The following is an 18,594-nucleotide window of genomic DNA, read 5'->3' on the forward strand; positions in this document are numbered from 1 at the left end:
GGCTGTGGAGAACTCAGCGTGCCGCCTGGTCGAGCGCCTCGCGAGTCGCCCGGTGCTCGGCGAGCACGGCTCGCACGGGCGCCACCAACTTGATCTCACCGACCTCGGACACTGCGTCGCGCAGGCGGCGTTCGGCGGCAGCGCGCCGACGACGTCCGCCCTTGGCGGCGAGGAAACGCGAGAGCACCGCAAGCAACAGCCCGAGCAGGAGCCCGCCCGCGAGCATGAGCACCGGGATCGGGATCCAGCCCCACGTGGGCACATCGAGCTGAATCTGAGCAAAGCCAAGACCTGCCAGCAGCAGCAGCCACAGCAGACCGGCGAGGGCGACCGCCGCAAAGAGCCACTGCAGCATCGAGAACACGGTCCACCAGACCGGGTCACGATCGCGCAGCTTGGTACCCATCACCGCCTGGTCGAGCGAGTCGCGCAGGTCGTCGTTCTGCGGCGGCGCGGCGTCGTACACCGCGTCCGCCCAAGACTGCGGGAGCCCCTCGGCGGCCCGCTCACCGAGCCGGCGAGTCGCCAGGTCCACCGCCGCCAGAGCCGCCGGCGAGGCGGGCGGCAGCGAGGAACGGCCGAGAGCACGCTGCCCCTCGGACCGGGTCAGCTGCGAGGCGACCTTGTCCAGGCCCAGGCGAGAAAGCGGCGCCGGGCGGAACTTGTTGGCCCACCGGGTGAACGGCCACCCGCCGTGCGCGGCAGCGCGCTGCCGGTAATCGCGTTCGACAGCCTGACCGATGACCGGCACGGCCGCGGCCTTGGCGAGGGCATCGGTGAGTTCGTCACCCGTTTTGCGCCCGAGTTCGGGCTCGGTGTCGGCGACGTGCTTGCGCAACTCGACCGCCTGCACACGCAGGTCGGCCGCCAGCCGCTGGTTGGCGGCATTGCGGTGGGCGACGACCTTTCCCAGGGTGGTGCGCAGCTCGTCCAGGCCGATGCCCTGGGCGGCCGAGGTGGCGAGCACCTTCACCCCGCTCAGACCATCACGCTCCAGCAGCTTCTCCAGGTCGGCGATGCAGGCCTTGGCCGCCTCGCGGGTAAGCCGGTCGATCTGATTGAGGACGACGATCGTCACCGCCGCGTGGCCGGCCATCGTGCGGATGTAGTCGTCGTGCAGGACGGCGTCGGCGTACTTCTGCGGGTCGGTGACCCAGATGAAGACATCCGACAGCTTCAGGACGCGGTCGGCCTCGTGCCGGTGCGCGATGACGTTGGAGTCGAAGTCGGGAAGATCGAGCAGCACGAGACCGTCGAGCGCCCCGGTGGTCGGTGCGGCGAGCGGCACCTGGTGCCGGGCTCCCACCCCGACCCAGTCGAGCAGCGGACCGGACGGCTCCTCCCCCCAGACCGCAGCGGCGGCCTGAGAGGTGGTCGGACGCCGTGCACCGATCCTCGAAACCGGTTCGCCGACAAGCGCATTGAACAGGCTGGACTTGCCGCTTCCGGTCGCTCCGGCAAGTGCGACGACCGTGCGTCCACCGGCAATGCCACTGCGTTCGGCGACCTTGCGCTCCAGGTCGCGAACAACCGCGACATTGGACGCCGGGAGTCGCTCACCGCCGTGCTCGATCGCTGTCTCCAGCGCCTTGCCACGCTGCTGCAGCGCGTCGTTGCTGACGACTCCGCCAGACTTCCGCTTGAACAGATCGGGGCTCATCGTGCCGCCTTCACTGCCGCGAGCGCCGGGCCGATCCGGTCGTCCGTGGACGCCTGGCCGATCTCATCCGACAGCACTTTCTCGAACCGCTGCTCCTCGGCCTCGAAGAGTTCTGTGGTGCGCTCCAGGAGCAGGCGACGCGCCTTCGCGCTGAGCGTGCGCACCGCCTGATCACCGAAGATCGCTTCGAGCAGTCGCTGCGCGAGCACCGCCGATCCACCGGCGATGCCGACCTCGGCCCCGGTCAGGCCGGCGGTCGCGGAGAACGAGATGAGCATGAGCATGACTGCAATGCCGTTGACACCGAAGGCGAGGAACCGTGCGGTGGTGCGCCGCGAACCTGCTTCTTCACGCACCATGTCCATCACGTCGCCCTGCCAGTCGCGAACCGCACGCTCCACCTGTTCTCCGAATCCCTTTGAAGCAGAGCCCAGTTCGCGATACTTCTCGATGATCGGCGCCCCGCCGGGAGTGGTGCGCCAAGCCCGCGCCGAGGTGATCGCCGCGGTCTCCGCGTGGTTGACCAGCAGGGCTGCGACGCCGGAATGCAAGGCCTCGCCGAGGTTCTCGGCGGGTTCGGCACGCCCGCGTCCACGCAGTGCTCCGACGACCCGGTCTCGCATGCGCCCGACGCCTGCTTCGAGCTGGCGCAGCAGTTCTCCCGTGCCGACGAACTCCTGCCAACGCGCGAGCACCTCGCCACGCAGCAACGAACCGTCCTGGACGCCTTCCTTCACGCCATCGAGCGCTGCGGAGTACGCCTGCTGCGGAGCCTGACGCAATTCGTCTGCGGCAGAACGCTGTTCCTGCGACAGCGACTGCAATGACCGACCGCGTTCGTTCAAGGAATCCAGCGCGCCGTCGAGCGTGCGTCGGATGACGATGCTACGGGCGTGAGCATCGGCAGCGAGGGAGCTCAGCCACCCGCGGATGCGAGTCACCTCGCTGACCGGAAGCATGCCGGTCTTGGACAACGTCGACTCCGCAACGGCGAAGACCGGCGACTGACCGAGTCCGCGCTCCATCAGCATCCCGGCGAGGTCGGCACGCACCTCCTCCATCGCGTCCATCGGCACCCGGTCGAGCACGACCGCTACCGACGTCCCGCGGTGGATCGCCTGCTGCAGCAACTCCCACGGCACGGCGTCGGCGTAGCGGGTGGCGGTGGTGACGAAGATCCAGAGGTCGGCGGCACTGAGCAGCTGCCTGGCCAGGTCACGGTTCGCGGACACGACCGAGTCGATGTCGGGCGCATCCAGCAGCGCGAGTCCGCGCGGCACCGAAACGCTGGCGACAAGTCGCAGCGTGTTCGGGTCGTGAGCTCCGGCGGAGTCGCCGGTCAGCCGGGCCAGCTCGGGCAGGATCCGCTTGGTGGTGAACCAGTGCGCGTCGTCGGGGTGGTGGATGAGCGTCGATGCACGCGTGGTGGGTCGCAGCACGCCGGGCGTCGTCACGGTCTCCCCCACGATCGAGTTGACGAGGGTCGACTTGCCCGCGCCGGTAGACCCACCGACGACCGCCAGCAAGGGCGCGTCGAGGGAGTTGGCGCGCGGAATGATGTAGTCGCGCAACTGATTCAGCAGATCACCACGACCGGCACGGGCCTGCTCGGCACGCGGGGTCTCCAACGGGAAGTGCGTACCTTCGACGGCTGCTCGCAGTTGGTCGAGAGCGGCAGGCAATCGGGACGGATCAGGGACTTGACTCACGGGTAGGAGTCTAGAGTCCGCTGCGACCCCGGACGCCCACACCGATGGACCAACCTGCGGATGGCGCCCCCTGCAGGACTCGAACCTGCGACCTAGGGATTAGAAGGCCCTTGCTCTATCCAGCTGAGCTAAGGGGGCAACGGCGGGAAGTCTAGACCGACCCGCCGGTGGACGCGGTCAGCGCAGCGGGGTGCGCATCGGCGGGCGACCGATCGGCGTCCACTCGTAGTGCCGGTAGAGCGGTGTGCCGAGGAACGGGCGACGCAACATCCACAGCGCTTCGAGCAGCTTGTGTTCACGTGCGAACGAGTCGGGTCCGTGGTCGCCGCGGTTGATCCGGGCGCGCAGCATGGCCAGTTCGCTCGCGATGTCCTGGAACTGCTCCATCTGGAGTTCGAGCGTTTTGCCACCGTGGGACTTCGCCCAGGCACGCGCGTACCGGCGCTCCGACATGGACGCGAGCATCCGTACCTCGGGCGGAGACAGCCACGAACTGTCGACGTATCCCGACAGCTGCTCGCCGATCTTGGCCGACTCCCGGCGCCGGGCGATCACCAACAGAGCCACGAATGAACAGAACAGCGGCACCTGCACCAGGACGTAGGTGAGCAGCCAGCCCTCTTCGGCGAGGATCGCGAGCGCGTTCCATCCCATGTGCAACATGACGGCGCAGACGAAGCCGATGAGCGGCGGCAGGACGCGCATGGCGAATCCGCGGGATGTGGCCGCGATCCCCACGCCGATCCCGATGCAGATGGTGAACATTGGATGTGCGAACGGACTCATCAACACCCGGACGATGAACGTGCCGAACAGGCCCTCTTCACCGGAGTCGGCATAGCCGTTGGCGAGGTAGACAATGTCCTCGACGAACGCGAAGCCGGCCGCACACAGGCCGGCGTAGACCATTCCGTCGACGATGCCGTCGATCTCCTTGCGGCGGAACACGATCAGCAGGATGAGTGCCAGACCCTTGAGGGCCTCCTCGACCGGCGGAGCGACGAAAATGGCGACCGGAGCGTTGTTCTCCGCCGTCGCCCCGATCAGGTAGCCACCGATGTCGTTGAGCAGTGCGGCACCGACCGTCGCGACGCACGCCCCCCACAGGAACGCGAACAGCAGCATTCCCCACGGCTCGGGTTCGAACCGGTCGAGCCACAGGAAGACCGGTACGACGATGCCCAGCACCACAAAACCTGTCGCGATGCCCAGAACCGTTGCGGTCAGCCCGGATTGAGCGTGCAGACTCGCCAGAACCACAGCGAGGCAGAGCCCGAAGAAGACGATCCCGATGGTCCAGGAGATGGCGCGACGCAGCAGCGGACGCCGTCCGTTGAGGTGTGCGAGCTGCGCTCTGGACAGCGTCCGGACACTGTCCGGTGGGATCCCCATGGCGAAGACCCTACCGACGATCGGCTTCGTGCGGCTCTAGGCTGCAGGGTGTGAGTGAGGACAAGACGAGCAACGAACGCATCATCTGGATCGATTGCGAGATGACCGGCCTCGACCTCGAGGCGGACGCCCTGATCGAGGTCGCGGTACTGATCACCGACTTCGAGCTGAACCAGATCGGTGACGGCATCGACGTCCTCATCAAGCCCGAGCCGACCGCGCTCGAGCAGATGAACGAGTTCGTCCGCGACATGCACACCAGCAGTGGGCTGCTCGACGAACTCGACCAAGGCGTGACGACGGCCGAAGCCGAGCAGCAGGTGCTGGAGTACATCCGCCAGCACGCCCCGGAAGCCGGCAAGTGGCCGCTCGGCGGCAACTCCGTGGCCACGGACCGTGCGTTCCTGGCCCGCGACATGCCGGAACTGACCGCCCACCTGCACTACCGCCTCATCGACGTGTCATCGATCAAGGAGTTGTCGCGTCGCTGGTATCCCCGCGCGTACTTCAACGCGCCGAAGAAGGGCGGCGGTCACCGCGCCCTGGCCGACATCACCGAGTCCATCGCCGAACTGCGCTACTACCGCGAGGCGGTGTTCGTGCCCCAGCCCGGGCCAGACTCCAAGACGGCCCGCGCGCTGGCCGCCAAGCACGTCGTCGGGAACGAAAGCGAGACCACATCCGGCTGAGCCGGGGTTGGTCAGAAGCACTGTCCGAGAGCAGGTAGGATAGTCCGCGCTGCCTCACGTAGGCGGCATCTGCATGGTGGGTGTAGCTCAGCTGGTAGAGCACCGCGTTGTGGTCGCGGTGGTCGCGGGTTCAAGTCCCGTCACTCACCCCATATGAGAAGGCCCGGTGACGAATCGTCACCGGGCCTTCTTCGTGCCTGTCGCGGTCAGAGTCCGCGAGCGGCGTACCAGTCGTTGCGTCGCTTCTCCCGCTCCGTGGCGACCTGCTGTTCCAGCACGCTCGGCGCCGGGGGCGCACCCTGCGGCCCTTCCGCCTCACCCGGAACGAACGCCTTGCTCTCGGCGGTCGGTTCGAACGCCTTCTTCTCGCGTGCCTCCTGTGCCCTGGCTGCGTTCGCCTCAGCCTGCTCCACCTTGAAAGCCTGACGACGGGACTCGCGCTCGGCCAGGATGCGGTCGCGCTCGGCACTCGGACGCGGGGCGAACTGCGCGCGCACGGCGTCCACCGCCTCCCACTCCTTGGCCAACGGCAAGGCGTCCTTGTGCGCCTTCTCCAGTTCGCGCCGCTCCTTCTCCTTCTCGGCCTGCTTCTTCTTGACCTTCGCCTCCTGCGCGGTCTTACGTTCACGCACCTTGCGCTCCTGCGCGGCGGCGATCAACGCTTCCTCGCGACGGGAGTCACGGGAGTTCTGGACGTAGACGGCGGCGTCGTTCGGGTCGGTCGGCATCGACTCACGGGTGCGCGTGGGTCGCGTCAGGACGGTAGCCGGCTCACGGTCGACCGGCGCCGAGCCGTTGCCCACCTTGCCGTGCTGGCTCGGACCCATCGCCAGCCCGAAGTCGCGCGCGGTGGCGGTCTCGGCATTGTCACGGCCGGTGTAGGCGTCCATGCTTCCTCCGGAGTTCACTCGCAGCTCGATCGCGTCGGCGACCTGCTTCTCGTCCTTCTCGATCTTCTTGTCGATGCCGTCGGTGTCGCGGGCCGGCAGCAGGATCAGGCGTTCGGCCGGGAGCCCGGACTTCAACTGACGGGTGCGCAGCAGTTCGGCGTCGAGTTCGGCACCGAAGAGCATCGCGAGGTTGGTGATCCACAGCCACAACAACAGGATGATGGCGGCGGCGAACGCACCGTAGGTCTTCTGGTAGCTCGCTCCCTGGGTGAAGCCGATGTACATGACGAGTGCGATCGAGGCGAGCACCCAGACGATGAAACCGACCATCGCGCCGGAGCTGAACAGTCTGCCCTTGGCCTTGCGCACGTTCGGCGTGGCGCGGTACAGCATCGAGATGATGCCGATGACGACCAGAGCGACGAATGGCCACTTGACCAAATCCCACACGAAGACTGCAGTGCTGCCCAGGCCGATCGCGTTACCGACTTCCTCGGCCACCCCGCCGCTCAGCACGAGAGAAAGAGCCACCAGCACGATGAGGATGATCTCGATCGCCGTGATGAGCAGCAGCGTGCCCTTCAACTTCACGAACGAACGACCCTCGTCGACCGCGTAGATCTTGTTGAGGGCCCGGCTGAAAGCGCCGACGTAACCCGACGCCGACCACAACGCACCGGCGATACCGATGAACAGGGCGAGTCCACCGCCGGGGGTGGCCTGGACATTGTCGATGAACGTGGTGACCGTCGACAACTCGCTCGGGCTCTTGCCGATGATGCGACCGATCGACTCCACCAGCTTGTTCGTCGTCTCCTTGCCGTCGCCGAAGATATTCAGCAGCGAGATGACGGCGATGAGTCCGGGGAACAGCGATTGCATCGAGTAGTAGGTCAGGGCAGCCGCGACGTCGGTGCACTGGTCCTGGGAGAACTTGGATCGAGCGCGCCCGAACGCGACCTTCCAGTCGGGCTTGGCGGGTGACTCCGGGGGTTCGTCGAACGGCCGGTCAATCACTTCGTCGTGCAGGACGGTCATGGGTTTTCAGGTCCTCCAAGGCAGACAGTTACTACCAGGGAACCTACCGAGAATCGGGGCCGCGCGGGCATTCGCGCCCGGTGGCACTTCGTCGCGACACGGCGAGCGCGCGCTCGCAACCGGCCGCGCTCAACCGATTTCACACTTGCCCGGACCGTGGGGTAATATTCTTCCTCGTTGCGCCATTAGCTCAATTGGCAGAGCAGCTGACTCTTAATCAGCGGGTTTGGGGTTCGAGTCCCTGATGGCGCACCAGTCACGAAGGCCAGGCAATCTGCCTGGCCTTCGTCGTTATTCGCCCACGCCGCGAGTGTGCATGGACACCCACGACGCGCCGCTGTTGTCTTCATCACACCTCCTGGCAAGATGGCCGAACGTGCGTGCATTGGCCAAGACATCGGCAGCCCCCGGACTCGAACTCATCGACGTTCCCGAACCCACCGTCGGCCCCGGCGAGGTGAAGATCCGGGTGCTGCGAGCAGGTTTGTGCGGCACCGACCTGCACCTGCAGCAGTGGGACGACTGGGCGTCCTCGATCGTGAAACCGCCGCTGGTCATCGGCCACGAGTTCTACGGCGAGGTCGTCGAGATCGGTCCCGACGTCGCCAGCGCGACCGTCGGGCAGCGTGCCTCCGGTGAGGGCCACGTGGTCTGCAACGAGTGTCGCAACTGCCGCGCCGGCCGGCGACAGGTCTGCATCCGCACCAACAGCGTCGGTGTCAATCGCGACGGCGCGTTCGCCGACTACGTCGTGATCCCGGCGTCCAATGTGTGGGTGCAGCCGGCCGACATCGACCCCGACCTCGGTGCTGTCTTCGACCCGTTCGGCAACGCCACCCACACTGCACTGTCCTTCCCCATGGTCGGCGAGGACGTCGTCATCACCGGCGCCGGACCCATCGGCGTGATGGCGGCCGCCATCGCCAAGCACGTCGGCGCACGGCACGTCGTGGTCACCGACGTCTCCGACTACCGCCTCGAACTGGCCCGCGGCGCCGGCGCCGACCGGGTCGTCAACGTGGCGCAGCAACGGATCGCCGACGTCCAGAGCGAACTGGGCATGCGCGAGGGCTTCGACGTCGGCCTGGAAATGTCGGGCAACGCGCAGGCAATGGCCGAGATGATCGACAACATGAACCACGGCGGACGCATCGCGATGCTCGGCTTACCCGGTGACGACTTCGCTGTCAACTGGGGCCGGGTCATCACACACATGCTCACGATCAAGGGCATCTACGGCCGCGAAATGTACGACACCTGGTACGCGATGAGCGCGATGCTCTCGACCTCCCCGGAACTCAAGCGCGCCGTACAGTCGGTCATCACCCACCGTTTCCCCGCCGAACAATGGCAGGACGCGTTCGCTGCGGCCCGATCAGGCAACTGCGGCAAGGTCATCATGGATTGGAGCTGAGATGTACGCCATCAAGGACCAGCTGAGGGCGTCGTTGCGTGAGATCGACGACGCCGGACTCACCAAGCGCGAGCGCGAACTGACCACCCCACAGTCCTCCCACGTCGCCACCACGGCCGGCGAGGCACTGAATTTCTGCGCGAACAACTACCTCGGTCTCGCCGACCACCCCGACGTTGTCGCTGAGGCGCGAAAAGCGTTGGACGAGTGGGGTTTCGGCATGGCCAGCGTGCGTTTCATCTGCGGCACCCAGACCCAGCACCGCGACCTCGAACGCGAACTGGCCGACTTCTGCGGCACCGACGACGCGATCCTCTACTCCTCCTGCTTCGACGCCAACGGCGGCATCTTCGAGGTGTTGTTCGAGGCGCAGGACGCGATCATCTCCGACGAGCTCAACCACGCCTCGTTGATCGACGGCATCCGCCTGTCGAAGGCCAAGCGGTTCCGTTACCAGAACGCCGACATGGACGATCTGCGCACCCAGCTGCAGGCGGCGAAGGACGCGGACGCGCGCCGCGTGATCATCGTCACAGACGGCGTCTTCTCCATGGACGGCTACTACGCGCCGCTGGAACAGATCTGCGACCTGGCCGAGGAGTTCGGCGCGATGGTCATGGTGGACGACTCGCACGCCGTGGGTTTCGTCGGCAAAGGCGGACGCGGCACGCACGAGCACTGCGGCGTGATCGACCGCGTCGACATCGTCACCGGCACCCTCGGCAAGGCCCTCGGTGGCGCTTCCGGTGGCTACGTCGCCGCGCACCAGGAGATCGTCGACCTGCTGCGCCAGCGGTCTCGTCCGTACCTCTTCTCCAACGCCGTCGCGCCCTCGGTGGTCGCCGGGTCGCGCAAGGCGCTGGAGCTGGCTCGCTCATCGGGCGAAGGACGCGCGCAGCTGCGCCGCAACACCGAGCTGTTCCGTGAGCTGATGACCGACGCCGGTTTCGAGTTGCTTCCCGGCTCGCACCCCATCACCCCGGTCATGTTCCCCGGCGAGGAAGGAGCGCGCCAGGCCGCACAGGTCGCCGATGCGATGTTGCAGCGTGGCGTCTACGTGATCGCATTCAGCTACCCGGTCGTCCCGAAGGGCAAGGCCCGCATCCGCGTCCAGCTGTCCGCCGCCCATTCGGAGGACGACGTGCGCACCTGCGTCCAGGCGTTCATCGACGCGCGTTCCGAGGTACTCGGTTCCTGAACCGAAATGACTGCGGGGCAACCGATTCGGTTGCCCCGCAGTCATTTTTCACAGATAGAGACCGGTCGATCCGTCGTCCACCCGCTGGGCCGCAACCGCGTGCAGGTCGCGTTCGCGAAGCAGGATGTACGAGCGGCTCTGCAGTTCGACCTCGGCCTTCTCGTCCGGGTCGTACAGCACCCGGTCACCCAGCTGCACCTGCCGGACGTGTTGCCCGACGGCTACGACCTCGGCCCAGGCCAGTCGCTTGCCCATCGCCGCAGTGGCCGGGATGACGATGCCGCCACCGGACCGCCGTTCGCCGCCCTCACCGTCCGCCTTGACGAGCAGACGGTCATGCAGCATCCGAATCGGAAGGTTGTGCTCCTCAGCCACGGAGACGGCGCAGCAGGCCGAGCACGAGCAGGAACGCTCCGGCTCCGCCGACCATCTTGCCGACCTTGTCCTCGGCGACGTCGCCGTCGGAGGTGCGGGTCATGTCGTTGGCCTTCAGCTTGAGTCCCTCGACCTGACGCTTGGCAACCTCCTTGGGCTGCGCGCGGAAGGCGAGTTCGTCGATGGTGCTTGCCAAGCGCTGACGGGACGCCTGGAGTTCGGCCTCGATCTCCTTGGCGTTCTTCGGTGCCGGCTTGTCGGCCATGGGGTTACTCCTTGAGGTTCGTGGACTGCCTGAGACGATAACGCAGACAGACCCGCCAGTACGTTCGGAGGACCCCATGACTCGTCTCGCAATGTCGGACCCCGCACCCGACTTCACCCTGCCGTCCAGCGAAGGCGGATCGGTGTCACTGTCGGACTACCGCGGACGCCACCTGGTGATCTTTTTCTACCCGGCCGCGATGACCCCCGGCTGCACCAAGGAGGCCTGCGACTTCCGCGACAGCCTCGCCGGCCTGGCCGAGGCCGGCTACGACGTAGTCGGCATCTCCCCCGACCCTGTCGCCAAGCTGAAGAAGTTCGTGGAGCAGGAGTCGCTGACCTACCCGCTGCTGTCGGACGAGGACAAGTCGGTGCTCGAGGCGTACGGCGCCTACGGCGAGAAGAAGCTCTACGGCAAGACCGTCGTGGGCGTCATCCGCTCCACGATCGTCGTCGACCCCGAGGGCAAGGTCGAACTGGCGAAGTACAACATCAAGGCCACCGGCCACGTCGCGTCCCTGAAGAAGGCCCTCAAGCTGGCCTGAGCCGCGTCCTGCAGAAATCCGCGCACCTCCTGGATCGACGCATGTTCCTACCTGCGCGGAATCCACGCAGGGATTCCGGTGATCTAGTCTTGGTGCGCTTGCGCGAGTGGCGGAATTGGCAGACGCACCAGGTTTAGGTCCTGGCGCCTTCGGGTGTGGGGGTTCGAGTCCCCCCTCGCGCACTTTCGGTCCCCGACGCAGACTCGCTTGCGAGGATGAACGGCAGCGTGGACGCGGCCAGGACATACGCACCAAGCGATGAGATCTGGTTGAAGAGCTGGAAACCGTCCGCTCCCAGTCGTCGGCGTAGCGCCGCGGCATGCCGTCGATGCCCAGCAGATGCTGGATCGACGATGCCGCCGTCACGCTGCGGTCGCGCACCCGCTGCGCAATCGTCTCAGGTGAACAGCCGGACGAGGGTGGGCACCAGCGCACGGAAGGCCTGGCCGCGGTGAGAGGCAGCGTGCTTCTCGGTTGCGGTGTACTCGGCGAACGTACGGCCGTCAGGCAGTTCGAAGATCGGGTCGTATCCGAACCCGTTGGTGCCGCGCTGCTCTCGGGTGAGCCGCCCGTCGACGACCCCGGTGGCAGAGTGCAACGCACCGTCCGGCATCGCGAGCACCACCGAACACTCGAAGCGAGCGATCAGCTTGTCGATCGGCACGTCGGCGGTCTGCGCGAGCAGCAGGTCGATGTTGGCCTGGTCGTCGCCGTGACGTCCTGCCCAGCGCGCGCTGAACACACCTGGACAGCCGCCGAGCACGTCCACCGAGATTCCTGAATCATCAGCAACCGCAGGCAGATTCAACTTCTCGGTCGCGTACTTGGCCTTCAGGGTGGCATTCTCGATGAAGGTCAGCCCGGTCTCCGGAACGTCCTCGAGTTCGGGGAAATCTCCCACTCCCACCACGCGCAGCCCGTCCAGCGCGGGCTCGGAGTCGATGAGCCCCTGCAGGTCGGCGATCTTGCCGGCGTTGCGGGTCGCGAGGACCAGGTCGCTCATCGTGAACGCTCGCGGGCGGGCGTGTCCAGCGCTTCCTGCTGCAGACTGGTGAGGTCGCCGATGCCCTTGGCGGCGAGATCGAGCAGCGCGTTCAGTTCGTCGCGGTCGAAGGGTGCACCCTCGGCAGTGCCCTGCACCTCGACGAAGCCACCGGCACCGGTCATCACGACGTTCATGTCCGTCTCGGCGGTGGAGTCCTCCGGGTAGTCCAGGTCGAGGACCGGAACGCCCTTCACCACGCCGACGCTGATGGCGGCGATGGATCCGGTGAGCGGCTGCGCGTTCCTGGCGATCAGGCCCGTCGCCCGGGCGTCCTCGATCGCGTCCTGCAGGGCCACGTACGCCCCGGTGATGGCTGCGGTGCGAGTACCACCGTCCGCCTGGAGGACGTCGCAGTCGAGCACGATCGTGTTCTCCCCCAACGCTTTCGTGTCGATGATCGCCCGCAGCGACCGTCCGATCAGCCGGGAGATCTCGTGTGTGCGGCCGCCGACCTTGCCCTTGCGCGATTCGCGGTCACTGCGGGTGTTCGTCGAGCGCGGCAGCATTTCGTACTCGGCGGTGACCCACCCGGTTCCACGGCCCTTGAGCCAACGCGGCACACCTTCGGTGAATGATGCGGCGCAGAGCACCCGGGTCTTGCCGAACTCGATGAGCACGCTGCCCTCGGCGTGGTCGAGCCAGTTGCGGGTGATCTTGATGTCGCGGAGTTCGTCGTTCGCGCGGCCGTCGTGTCGGGTCTGAGGAGTGGCATCGGTCATGCGCTCCAGACTAGGACGCGAGCCATCGGACACCCAACGGCATGCAGCGCCGCGCGGATCACGCGTTCATCGCAGCGTCTGCGAGATCTTCCGTCGGCCGGCGTCCACCGTGACGGTCGCCAGCCCGCCGTTCACGAACGACATGTACGGCGGCACGTGGCCGAAGTCCATGTCGGCGATGATCGGGATGTCGAGCCGGGCGAGTGCGTCGATGGCGGCGTCGTGCTGGCTCATGTACTGCGCGTCCCGAGCCGAGGTGCGCCCCAGCAGCACGGCGTTGGCGTTGTCGAACCAGCCGGCCAGTCGCATCCCGTGCAGCGCGCGGGCGACGTCGTAGGCGCCCTGTTCGCAGACCTCCAGATAGACCAGCAGACCATCGGACGCGTGCTGCTCACCGAACGCCGTCACGTCGCCGTACGCCGTTCCGGCGAGCGGCGACAACACCTCGACACAGCCACCGATCAACCGTCCGCTGATCTGCAAGGACGAGGGACCGTGCAGCACCTTCCACGAGGTCGGCACGGTCAGCGGCATCGTCGTGGGAGTCGGGTCCTTCTCCCAGTCGTCGAAACCGAGCGGACGCCGGTGGGTCGCGGCGTACTGAGTGAACGTGCCGCCGGCAGGCGTCGCCGCCGCGACCCACCACGGCGCCAATCCCTGCGGCAGGTCGTACGGAGAGTCCATCAGATTGTGCCCGTGCAGGGTGGCCAGCCCGGTGCGCAAGGTCAGGGCGAGCAATTGCGTGCTCGTGTCGCTGAAGCCGACCAGCCACGTCGGTTCGGCGGCACGGATCGCGTCGTAGTCGAGCAGGTCGATCAGGTCGATGGACGTCTCCCCTCCCCACGGCGGCACGACCGCGCTGATCGAGGCGTCGGTGAGGAAGGCGTTGAGTTCTGCGGCGCGCTCCGCGACGGGTGCGCTGACCTGCGTGCCACCACGCAGACAATTGCCCTCGATGACCTCGAAACCTTTGTCCTGCAACCACTTAAGCGCGAAGTCGAGTCGACCTTGGTGGCGAGGTTCGCACCCGGCGGACGGCGCTGTCACAGCGATCGTGTCGCCGGCCTGCAGGGGTTTCGGGTAACGGACCATGCGTCCAGCCAAGCCCGAACCCGGCCGCGACGCAAGGCAGTTCAGATGTCGTGAACCTCGTCAGACACGGCCAGCTCCACCTTCGAGAGCCAGACCTGCGCTGCCTGGGCGCGACAGACCTCCGGGTCGTTCCAGGCCGGGATGTGGGTCAGCATCAGGCGTTGGACTCCGGTTGCGGCCACGGCAGCTTCCGCCGCGCGCCGCCCGGTGAGGTGGATGTCGCGTACCTCATCGCGCTCCTCGCAGAACGCCGAGTCGGCAAGCACGAGGTCGGCGTCGCGCAGCAGGGGCAGCAGATCAGGGGTGCTGTCGGTGTCGCCGGTATAGGCCAGCACCTTGCCGTCGGCCTCGATGCGGAAGCCGAACGCCTCCACCGGGTGATTGACCCGGTGCGGAGTGATCGTGAACGGACCGACCTGGAACGCGTCCAGCGAGACCAATGTGCGGAAATCGAATTCGCTGTCCATGCCGTGCGGGTCGGCTGCCTCGCAGAGCGTCACTCCGTTCGCGCGGGACATGCGCGCGGCGGTGTCCTGCGGGCCGTAGACCGGCACGCGCGGCAGGGGGCCACGTGTCGGGTGGTACTTGGTGACGACGAAGAGTCCGGTCAGGTCGAGGCAGTGGTCAGGGTGCAGATGACTGATCACGATGGCGTCGATGGTGTCGAGTTCGATGTGCCGCTGTAGCGCACCGAGCGAACCAGAGCCCATGTCGAGCACGAGGTTCCAGGTGCGTCCCTCGTGCTCGGACTGCACCAGGTAGCTGGACGCCGGAGAGTTCGGGCCGGCGAAGGAACCGGAGCAGCCGATGATGGTGAGCCTCATCCGGTCACTCCCACCTGATGGAAGTTGTTCTCGAACACGTCGTCGAACTCGGGCGGCAACCCCAGGAACCTCTTGGACAAACGGCGGAACTCCTCAGGGTCTCCGGTCGTGGTGAACGACAGGCCGGGCATGCCGTCCGATGCCGGCGCGAGCAGGTCGCGATCGGCCAGCACGCGGTAGACGTCCTTGGCGGTCTCCTCGGCGGACGACACCAGGGTCACCCCGTCACCCATGACGTACGAGATGACACCGGTCAGCAACGGGTAGTGGGTGCAGCCCAGGACGACGGTGTCGACGCCGTCTTGTTGCAGTGGTTCGAGGTATCCGCGAGCGACCTCGAGCAGTTCGGGACCACCGGTGATGCCGGCCTCGACGAACTCCACGAACCGCGGGCACGGCTGCGAGCGCACGTGCAGATGGGGCGCCGCGGCGAACGCGTCCAGGTAGGCACCGGACTGGTGGGTGCCCTTCGTGGAGATGACACCGACCCTGCCGGTGCGAGTGGCGCTCACGGCGCGGCGGACTGCGGGGCGGATCACCTCGACGAGCGGCACGTCGTAGCGTTCGCGCGCGTCGTGCAGCACGGCGGCCGACGCGGTGTTGCAGGCGATGACGAGCGCCTTCACCCCGTGCGCAACCAGTCGATCGAGACACTGCAGCGCGTACTGACGGGTCTGCGCGATCGGACGCGGTCCGTAGGGTGCCCGCGCGGTGTCGCCGAGGTAGGCGATCGATTCGTGCGGCAACTGATCGAGCACAGCGCGCGCGACGGTCAAACCGCCGTAGCCGCTGTCGAAGATCCCGATGGGTGCACCAGACACCGAACCAGGTTAGGGCCGGTCGCGGACAGTGCCGAATCAGGTCGACGTGCAAATGGTCACAGCATGACCACGGGCCGACGGCTCAATGACGCACGTAGGGGTTGGCGAGCGTGCCGATGTCCTGCACCTCGACCTCGACGCGCTGACCAGGCTGCACCGGACCGATACCTTCCGGCGTGCCGGTCAGGATCACGTCACCGGGCAGGAGCGTGAACGCCTGCGATGCGTACGAGATCAGCGTCGGGACGTCGTGGATCATGTCGGCCGTCGTACCGTCCTGCACGGTCTCGCCGTCCAGCCGGGTGCGGACCCGCAGATCCGAGAGGTCGAGGTCGGTCTCGATCCACGGTCCGATCGGGCAGAACGTGTCGAACCCCTTGGCCCGGGCCCACTGACCGTCCGACTTCTGCAGATCGCGCGCGGTGACGTCGTTGGCGCAGGTGTAGCCGAAGATCGACTTCGCAGCCTCTTCGGGCGACACGTCGCGGCACATGCGTCCGATGACCACGGCCACTTCGCCCTCGTAGTCGACCCGTTCGGACTGCGGCGGCATGACCACCGGGTCGTCCGGGCCGATGACGGCGGTGTTGGGGATGAGGAACATCATCGGTTCCTTCGGCGGCTCGGCGCCCATCTCCTGTGCGTGGGCCGCGTAGTTGCGGCCGATGCCGATCACCTTCGACCGTGGGATGACCGGTGCGAGCAGGCGCACCCGGTCGACCGTCGTCGTGACTCCGGTCAGTTCGATCCGGGTGTACAGCGGGTCGCCGCTGATCTGGGCGATCTTCTCGCCCGCCCCGTCGACGAGTCCGAAGTAGGGGTCTTCACCATCGGTGTATCGGCAGATTCGCACCGGGTCAGCTTACTGAGGGTGCCGCCGGACGCTTCGGCCCGTGCACCAGCGGGGTCACGGTGTCCGCCATCAGCGCGTACCCCATGTCGTTGGCGTGGATGTCGCCCTTGCTGCACATCCAGGTGTAACCGCAGATCATCGCGACGTTGGTGGGCAGTCCGTTCGGCTGCCGGCTCGAGTCGTTGCTGCGGAACTCCGTCGCGACATCGGCGACCTTCGCGTCGGCGGCCTTGGCCGCGTACGAGATCGAAGCGTTGAGCTGCCCCTGCAACATGGTCGACAGTTGCGCGAGTTGCGGGTTGCCGGCGGCCCAGGCCGCGAGGAACGGGTTGTAGTAGTTGAGGACGACGATCTGGGTCTGGGCGCCGGCCGCGGCCCGGAGGGCGGTGGTGATCTGCGGCAGGTTGCGAGCGACGGCGGTGAGTCCGGCCTGGACGCACGGCATGTCGACAGCACCGCCCTTCACACACCGCTGGACGTCATTGGCACCGATGTTGAGCGTGATCAGCCGGACCTTGCCCTTGTGAGACCTGATCAGATCGACGGCAGCCTCCAACTGGCTTTGGCCGGCCGGGTAGGTGCACCGGCCGTCGGCGATCATGCCCGTGCTGGTTTCACCGCTGCAGGCAAGGTTGACGAGTTTGGCGCCGCGGTACTTGTCCCGCAGGGCGGCGTACACGCCGCCGACGTAACCGCCGTCCTTGTCGTCACCCAAGCCGGGTTGGTACCCGGCGGCGAGCGAATCCCCCAGTGCGACATAGGTTCCGGACGACGCGTGCGGATTGTCTGCTCCGGCGGATGCGGCCGGTGCGGCGGTGAATCCGGCGACGGCGAGTACTGCTGACAGTGCGATGGAACGCTTCATGGGGGTGCTCTCCTAGCGCGGTGTGATCTGGCTCACTCTGCCACGTCGGACGTTTCCCGGCTCCGATTTCCCGGCTGCGTTTGCACACCACTACCGTGCTCGCGTGGCGCAGGTGCTCTCGCAGGACTACTGGCGAGCCCGCTCGCTCGCCCACGAGCGGCGGGTCGACGCCTCCGTCGCCGCACACATTCACCGTCGCGATCGCGGTCTGAAGCACCCCATCGACGACTTCCTGTTCCAGTACTACACCTACAAGCCCTCGCAGCTGCGGGTGTGGCACCCGGGCGCCGGAGTCGTCCTGGACGGAGCTCAGGAACGGTCCGACTGGGCGTTCTACCGAGTGGACGACGCGGGCGCGTCCGTCGACGTGCCCGCGTTCATCGAGCGCAAGGGCGAGGTACTCGAGTTGGCTCGCCGGCTGCTGTCGGTGACATCGGAGCGTCCGATGCAGTTGTCGTGCTTCGGGATGCACGAGTGGGCGATGGCCTACCGAACGCCTGCGGACGAGGTGCGCCACGCACAACTGCCCCTTCGTCTGGGGCATGCCGGCACTGACGACGTGGTCGATTCGCACGATCTGCGGTGCACCCACTTCGACGCCTACCGCTTCTTCACCCCGGACGCCGTTCCTCGCAACTCGGCTGTGCTCGAACGTGATTCACAGGTGAACTTCGAACAGCCGGGTTGCCTGCACGCGGGCATGGACCTCTACAAATGGGCCTTCAAACTCAGTCCGCTCGTGCCGAGCGAACTGGTGATGGACTGCTTCGACCTCGCGCGCGAGATCCGCCTGCTCGACATGCGAGCCTCCCCGTACGACGTCACCTCCCTCGGCCACACCCCGGTAGCCGTCGAGACCCCTGAAGGGAAAGCCGAGTACGTCCGCCAGCAGCGAGCGTTCGCCGACCGCGCCCGTCCCCTGCGTCAGCGATTGCTCGCGGTGCTGGACGTTCCTGCTTCCCCTCGGTGCGCACCCGTGCGCGCAACCGTCGAGTCGTAGCCGGGAGATCGACCCACGTCCGACCGTTGTTCAAGACCACGGCTGCCCACAGCCGGCATCGAGGTGACGGGAAGTGCACGAGGGAACGCCGTGTGATGTCTCGTGACTTCTGGGTGTCCCGGATGTCATGACATTCGGGACACCCGAGTGTCGTGACATCCGGGACACTCATCAGGCATGGCTGATGAGATCTCGCGTGTT

General features: G+C 66.7%; 18 protein-coding genes and 4 tRNA genes. 8 read left to right on the forward strand and 14 right to left on the reverse strand.

What is annotated here, in order from left to right:
• Positions 1-13 precede the first annotated feature (13 nt).
• The 4 genes from ACYU8W_RS09365 to ACYU8W_RS09380 form a co-directional block, all read right to left on the reverse strand.
• A complete protein-coding gene (locus ACYU8W_RS09365; protein ID WP_499468523.1) occupies positions 14-1,660 on the reverse strand; it encodes a GTPase family protein in 1,647 nt (548 codons plus the stop codon).
• Positions 1,657-3,369, reverse strand: coding sequence for a dynamin family protein (locus ACYU8W_RS09370; protein ID WP_499468525.1), 1,713 nt, complete (start codon positions 3,367-3,369; stop codon positions 1,657-1,659). The genes ACYU8W_RS09365 and ACYU8W_RS09370 overlap by 4 nt, the downstream gene beginning before the upstream one ends.
• Positions 3,370-3,430: 61 nt before the next feature.
• Positions 3,431-3,507: transfer RNA gene (locus tag ACYU8W_RS09375), tRNA-Arg, on the reverse strand.
• Between the two features lie 39 nt (positions 3,508-3,546).
• The gene (locus ACYU8W_RS09380; RefSeq protein ID WP_499468527.1) at positions 3,547-4,761 is read right to left on the reverse strand and encodes a PrsW family intramembrane metalloprotease; all 1,215 of its coding nucleotides are present in this window, start codon (positions 4,759-4,761) and stop codon (positions 3,547-3,549) included.
• Between the two features lie 41 nt (positions 4,762-4,802).
• On the opposite strand from ACYU8W_RS09380, the gene orn reads away from it, so the two are divergent.
• Both orn and ACYU8W_RS09390 read left to right on the forward strand, forming a co-directional pair.
• Complete coding sequence (gene orn / locus ACYU8W_RS09385) at positions 4,803-5,450, forward strand: oligoribonuclease (protein ID WP_499468574.1); 648 nt, start codon at positions 4,803-4,805, stop codon at positions 5,448-5,450.
• A 76-nt stretch (positions 5,451-5,526) separates the two neighbouring features.
• A tRNA-His gene (locus ACYU8W_RS09390) sits at positions 5,527-5,602 on the forward strand.
• Between the two features lie 54 nt (positions 5,603-5,656).
• Here ACYU8W_RS09390 and ACYU8W_RS09395 read toward each other — a convergent pair.
• Positions 5,657-7,378: a YihY/virulence factor BrkB family protein gene (locus ACYU8W_RS09395; RefSeq protein ID WP_499468529.1), complete on the reverse strand. Its 1,722-nt coding sequence runs from the start codon at positions 7,376-7,378 to the stop codon at positions 5,657-5,659.
• A 179-nt stretch (positions 7,379-7,557) separates the two neighbouring features.
• Between ACYU8W_RS09395 and ACYU8W_RS09400 the strand changes: the two genes are divergently transcribed.
• From ACYU8W_RS09400 to ACYU8W_RS09410, 3 genes are all read left to right on the forward strand, one after another.
• Positions 7,558-7,633: transfer RNA gene (locus ACYU8W_RS09400), tRNA-Lys, on the forward strand.
• A gap of 121 nt (positions 7,634-7,754) precedes the next feature.
• Positions 7,755-8,792, forward strand: a complete 1,038-nt coding sequence (gene tdh, locus ACYU8W_RS09405) for an L-threonine 3-dehydrogenase (protein WP_499468531.1) — start codon at positions 7,755-7,757, stop codon at positions 8,790-8,792.
• A gap of 1 nt (position 8,793) precedes the next feature.
• Entirely contained in the window at positions 8,794-9,990 is a 1,197-nt protein-coding gene (locus ACYU8W_RS09410; RefSeq protein WP_499468533.1) for a glycine C-acetyltransferase, read from the forward strand.
• Between the two features lie 48 nt (positions 9,991-10,038).
• Here the strand turns inward: ACYU8W_RS09410 and ACYU8W_RS09415 are convergent, their stop codons facing one another.
• Complete coding sequence (locus tag ACYU8W_RS09415; RefSeq protein WP_239702144.1) at positions 10,039-10,335, reverse strand: co-chaperone GroES; 297 nt, start codon at positions 10,333-10,335, stop codon at positions 10,039-10,041.
• Positions 10,336-10,357: 22 nt separating this feature from the next.
• Positions 10,358-10,630, reverse strand: coding sequence for a DUF3618 domain-containing protein (locus ACYU8W_RS09420; protein WP_129624858.1), 273 nt, complete (start codon positions 10,628-10,630; stop codon positions 10,358-10,360).
• Positions 10,631-10,706: 76 nt separating this feature from the next.
• Here ACYU8W_RS09420 and bcp point away from each other — a divergent pair, with 76 nt between their 5' ends.
• Together bcp and ACYU8W_RS09430 are read left to right on the forward strand one after the other, a co-directional pair.
• Positions 10,707-11,174, forward strand: coding sequence for a thioredoxin-dependent thiol peroxidase (bcp, locus tag ACYU8W_RS09425; RefSeq protein WP_499468536.1), 468 nt, complete (start codon positions 10,707-10,709; stop codon positions 11,172-11,174).
• A 100-nt stretch (positions 11,175-11,274) separates the two neighbouring features.
• A tRNA-Leu gene (locus ACYU8W_RS09430) sits at positions 11,275-11,356 on the forward strand.
• Between the two features lie 215 nt (positions 11,357-11,571).
• Here ACYU8W_RS09430 and rdgB read toward each other — a convergent pair.
• From rdgB to ACYU8W_RS09465, 7 genes are all read right to left on the reverse strand, one after another.
• Positions 11,572-12,177: an RdgB/HAM1 family non-canonical purine NTP pyrophosphatase gene (gene rdgB / locus ACYU8W_RS09435; RefSeq protein ID WP_129624856.1), complete on the reverse strand. Its 606-nt coding sequence runs from the start codon at positions 12,175-12,177 to the stop codon at positions 11,572-11,574.
• The gene (gene rph, locus ACYU8W_RS09440; protein ID WP_499468538.1) at positions 12,174-12,938 is read right to left on the reverse strand and encodes a ribonuclease PH; all 765 of its coding nucleotides are present in this window, start codon (positions 12,936-12,938) and stop codon (positions 12,174-12,176) included. Before rph ends, rdgB begins: the two co-directional genes overlap by 4 nt.
• Before the next feature lie 66 nt (positions 12,939-13,004).
• Entirely contained in the window at positions 13,005-14,030 is a 1,026-nt protein-coding gene (locus ACYU8W_RS09445; RefSeq protein ID WP_499468540.1) for a S66 family peptidase, read from the reverse strand.
• 41 nt (positions 14,031-14,071) lie between these two features.
• Positions 14,072-14,854 (reverse strand): MBL fold metallo-hydrolase, encoded by a 783-nt coding sequence (locus ACYU8W_RS09450; RefSeq protein ID WP_499468542.1) that lies wholly within the window; start codon positions 14,852-14,854, stop codon positions 14,072-14,074.
• Positions 14,851-15,675: a glutamate racemase gene (gene murI / locus ACYU8W_RS09455; RefSeq protein WP_499468544.1), complete on the reverse strand. Its 825-nt coding sequence runs from the start codon at positions 15,673-15,675 to the stop codon at positions 14,851-14,853. The genes ACYU8W_RS09450 and murI overlap by 4 nt, the downstream gene beginning before the upstream one ends.
• A gap of 82 nt (positions 15,676-15,757) precedes the next feature.
• A complete protein-coding gene (locus ACYU8W_RS09460) occupies positions 15,758-16,528 on the reverse strand; it encodes a fumarylacetoacetate hydrolase family protein (RefSeq protein WP_141927938.1) in 771 nt (256 codons plus the stop codon).
• A gap of 4 nt (positions 16,529-16,532) precedes the next feature.
• Positions 16,533-17,393 (reverse strand): SGNH/GDSL hydrolase family protein, encoded by an 861-nt coding sequence (locus ACYU8W_RS09465; RefSeq protein WP_499468546.1) that lies wholly within the window; start codon positions 17,391-17,393, stop codon positions 16,533-16,535.
• 103 nt (positions 17,394-17,496) lie between these two features.
• Between ACYU8W_RS09465 and ACYU8W_RS09470 the strand changes: the two genes are divergently transcribed.
• Complete coding sequence (locus ACYU8W_RS09470) at positions 17,497-18,393, forward strand: 3-methyladenine DNA glycosylase (RefSeq protein ID WP_499468548.1); 897 nt, start codon at positions 17,497-17,499, stop codon at positions 18,391-18,393.
• The last annotated feature ends 201 nt before the right edge of the window (positions 18,394-18,594 follow it).

Source organism: Yimella radicis (assembly GCF_054778255.1).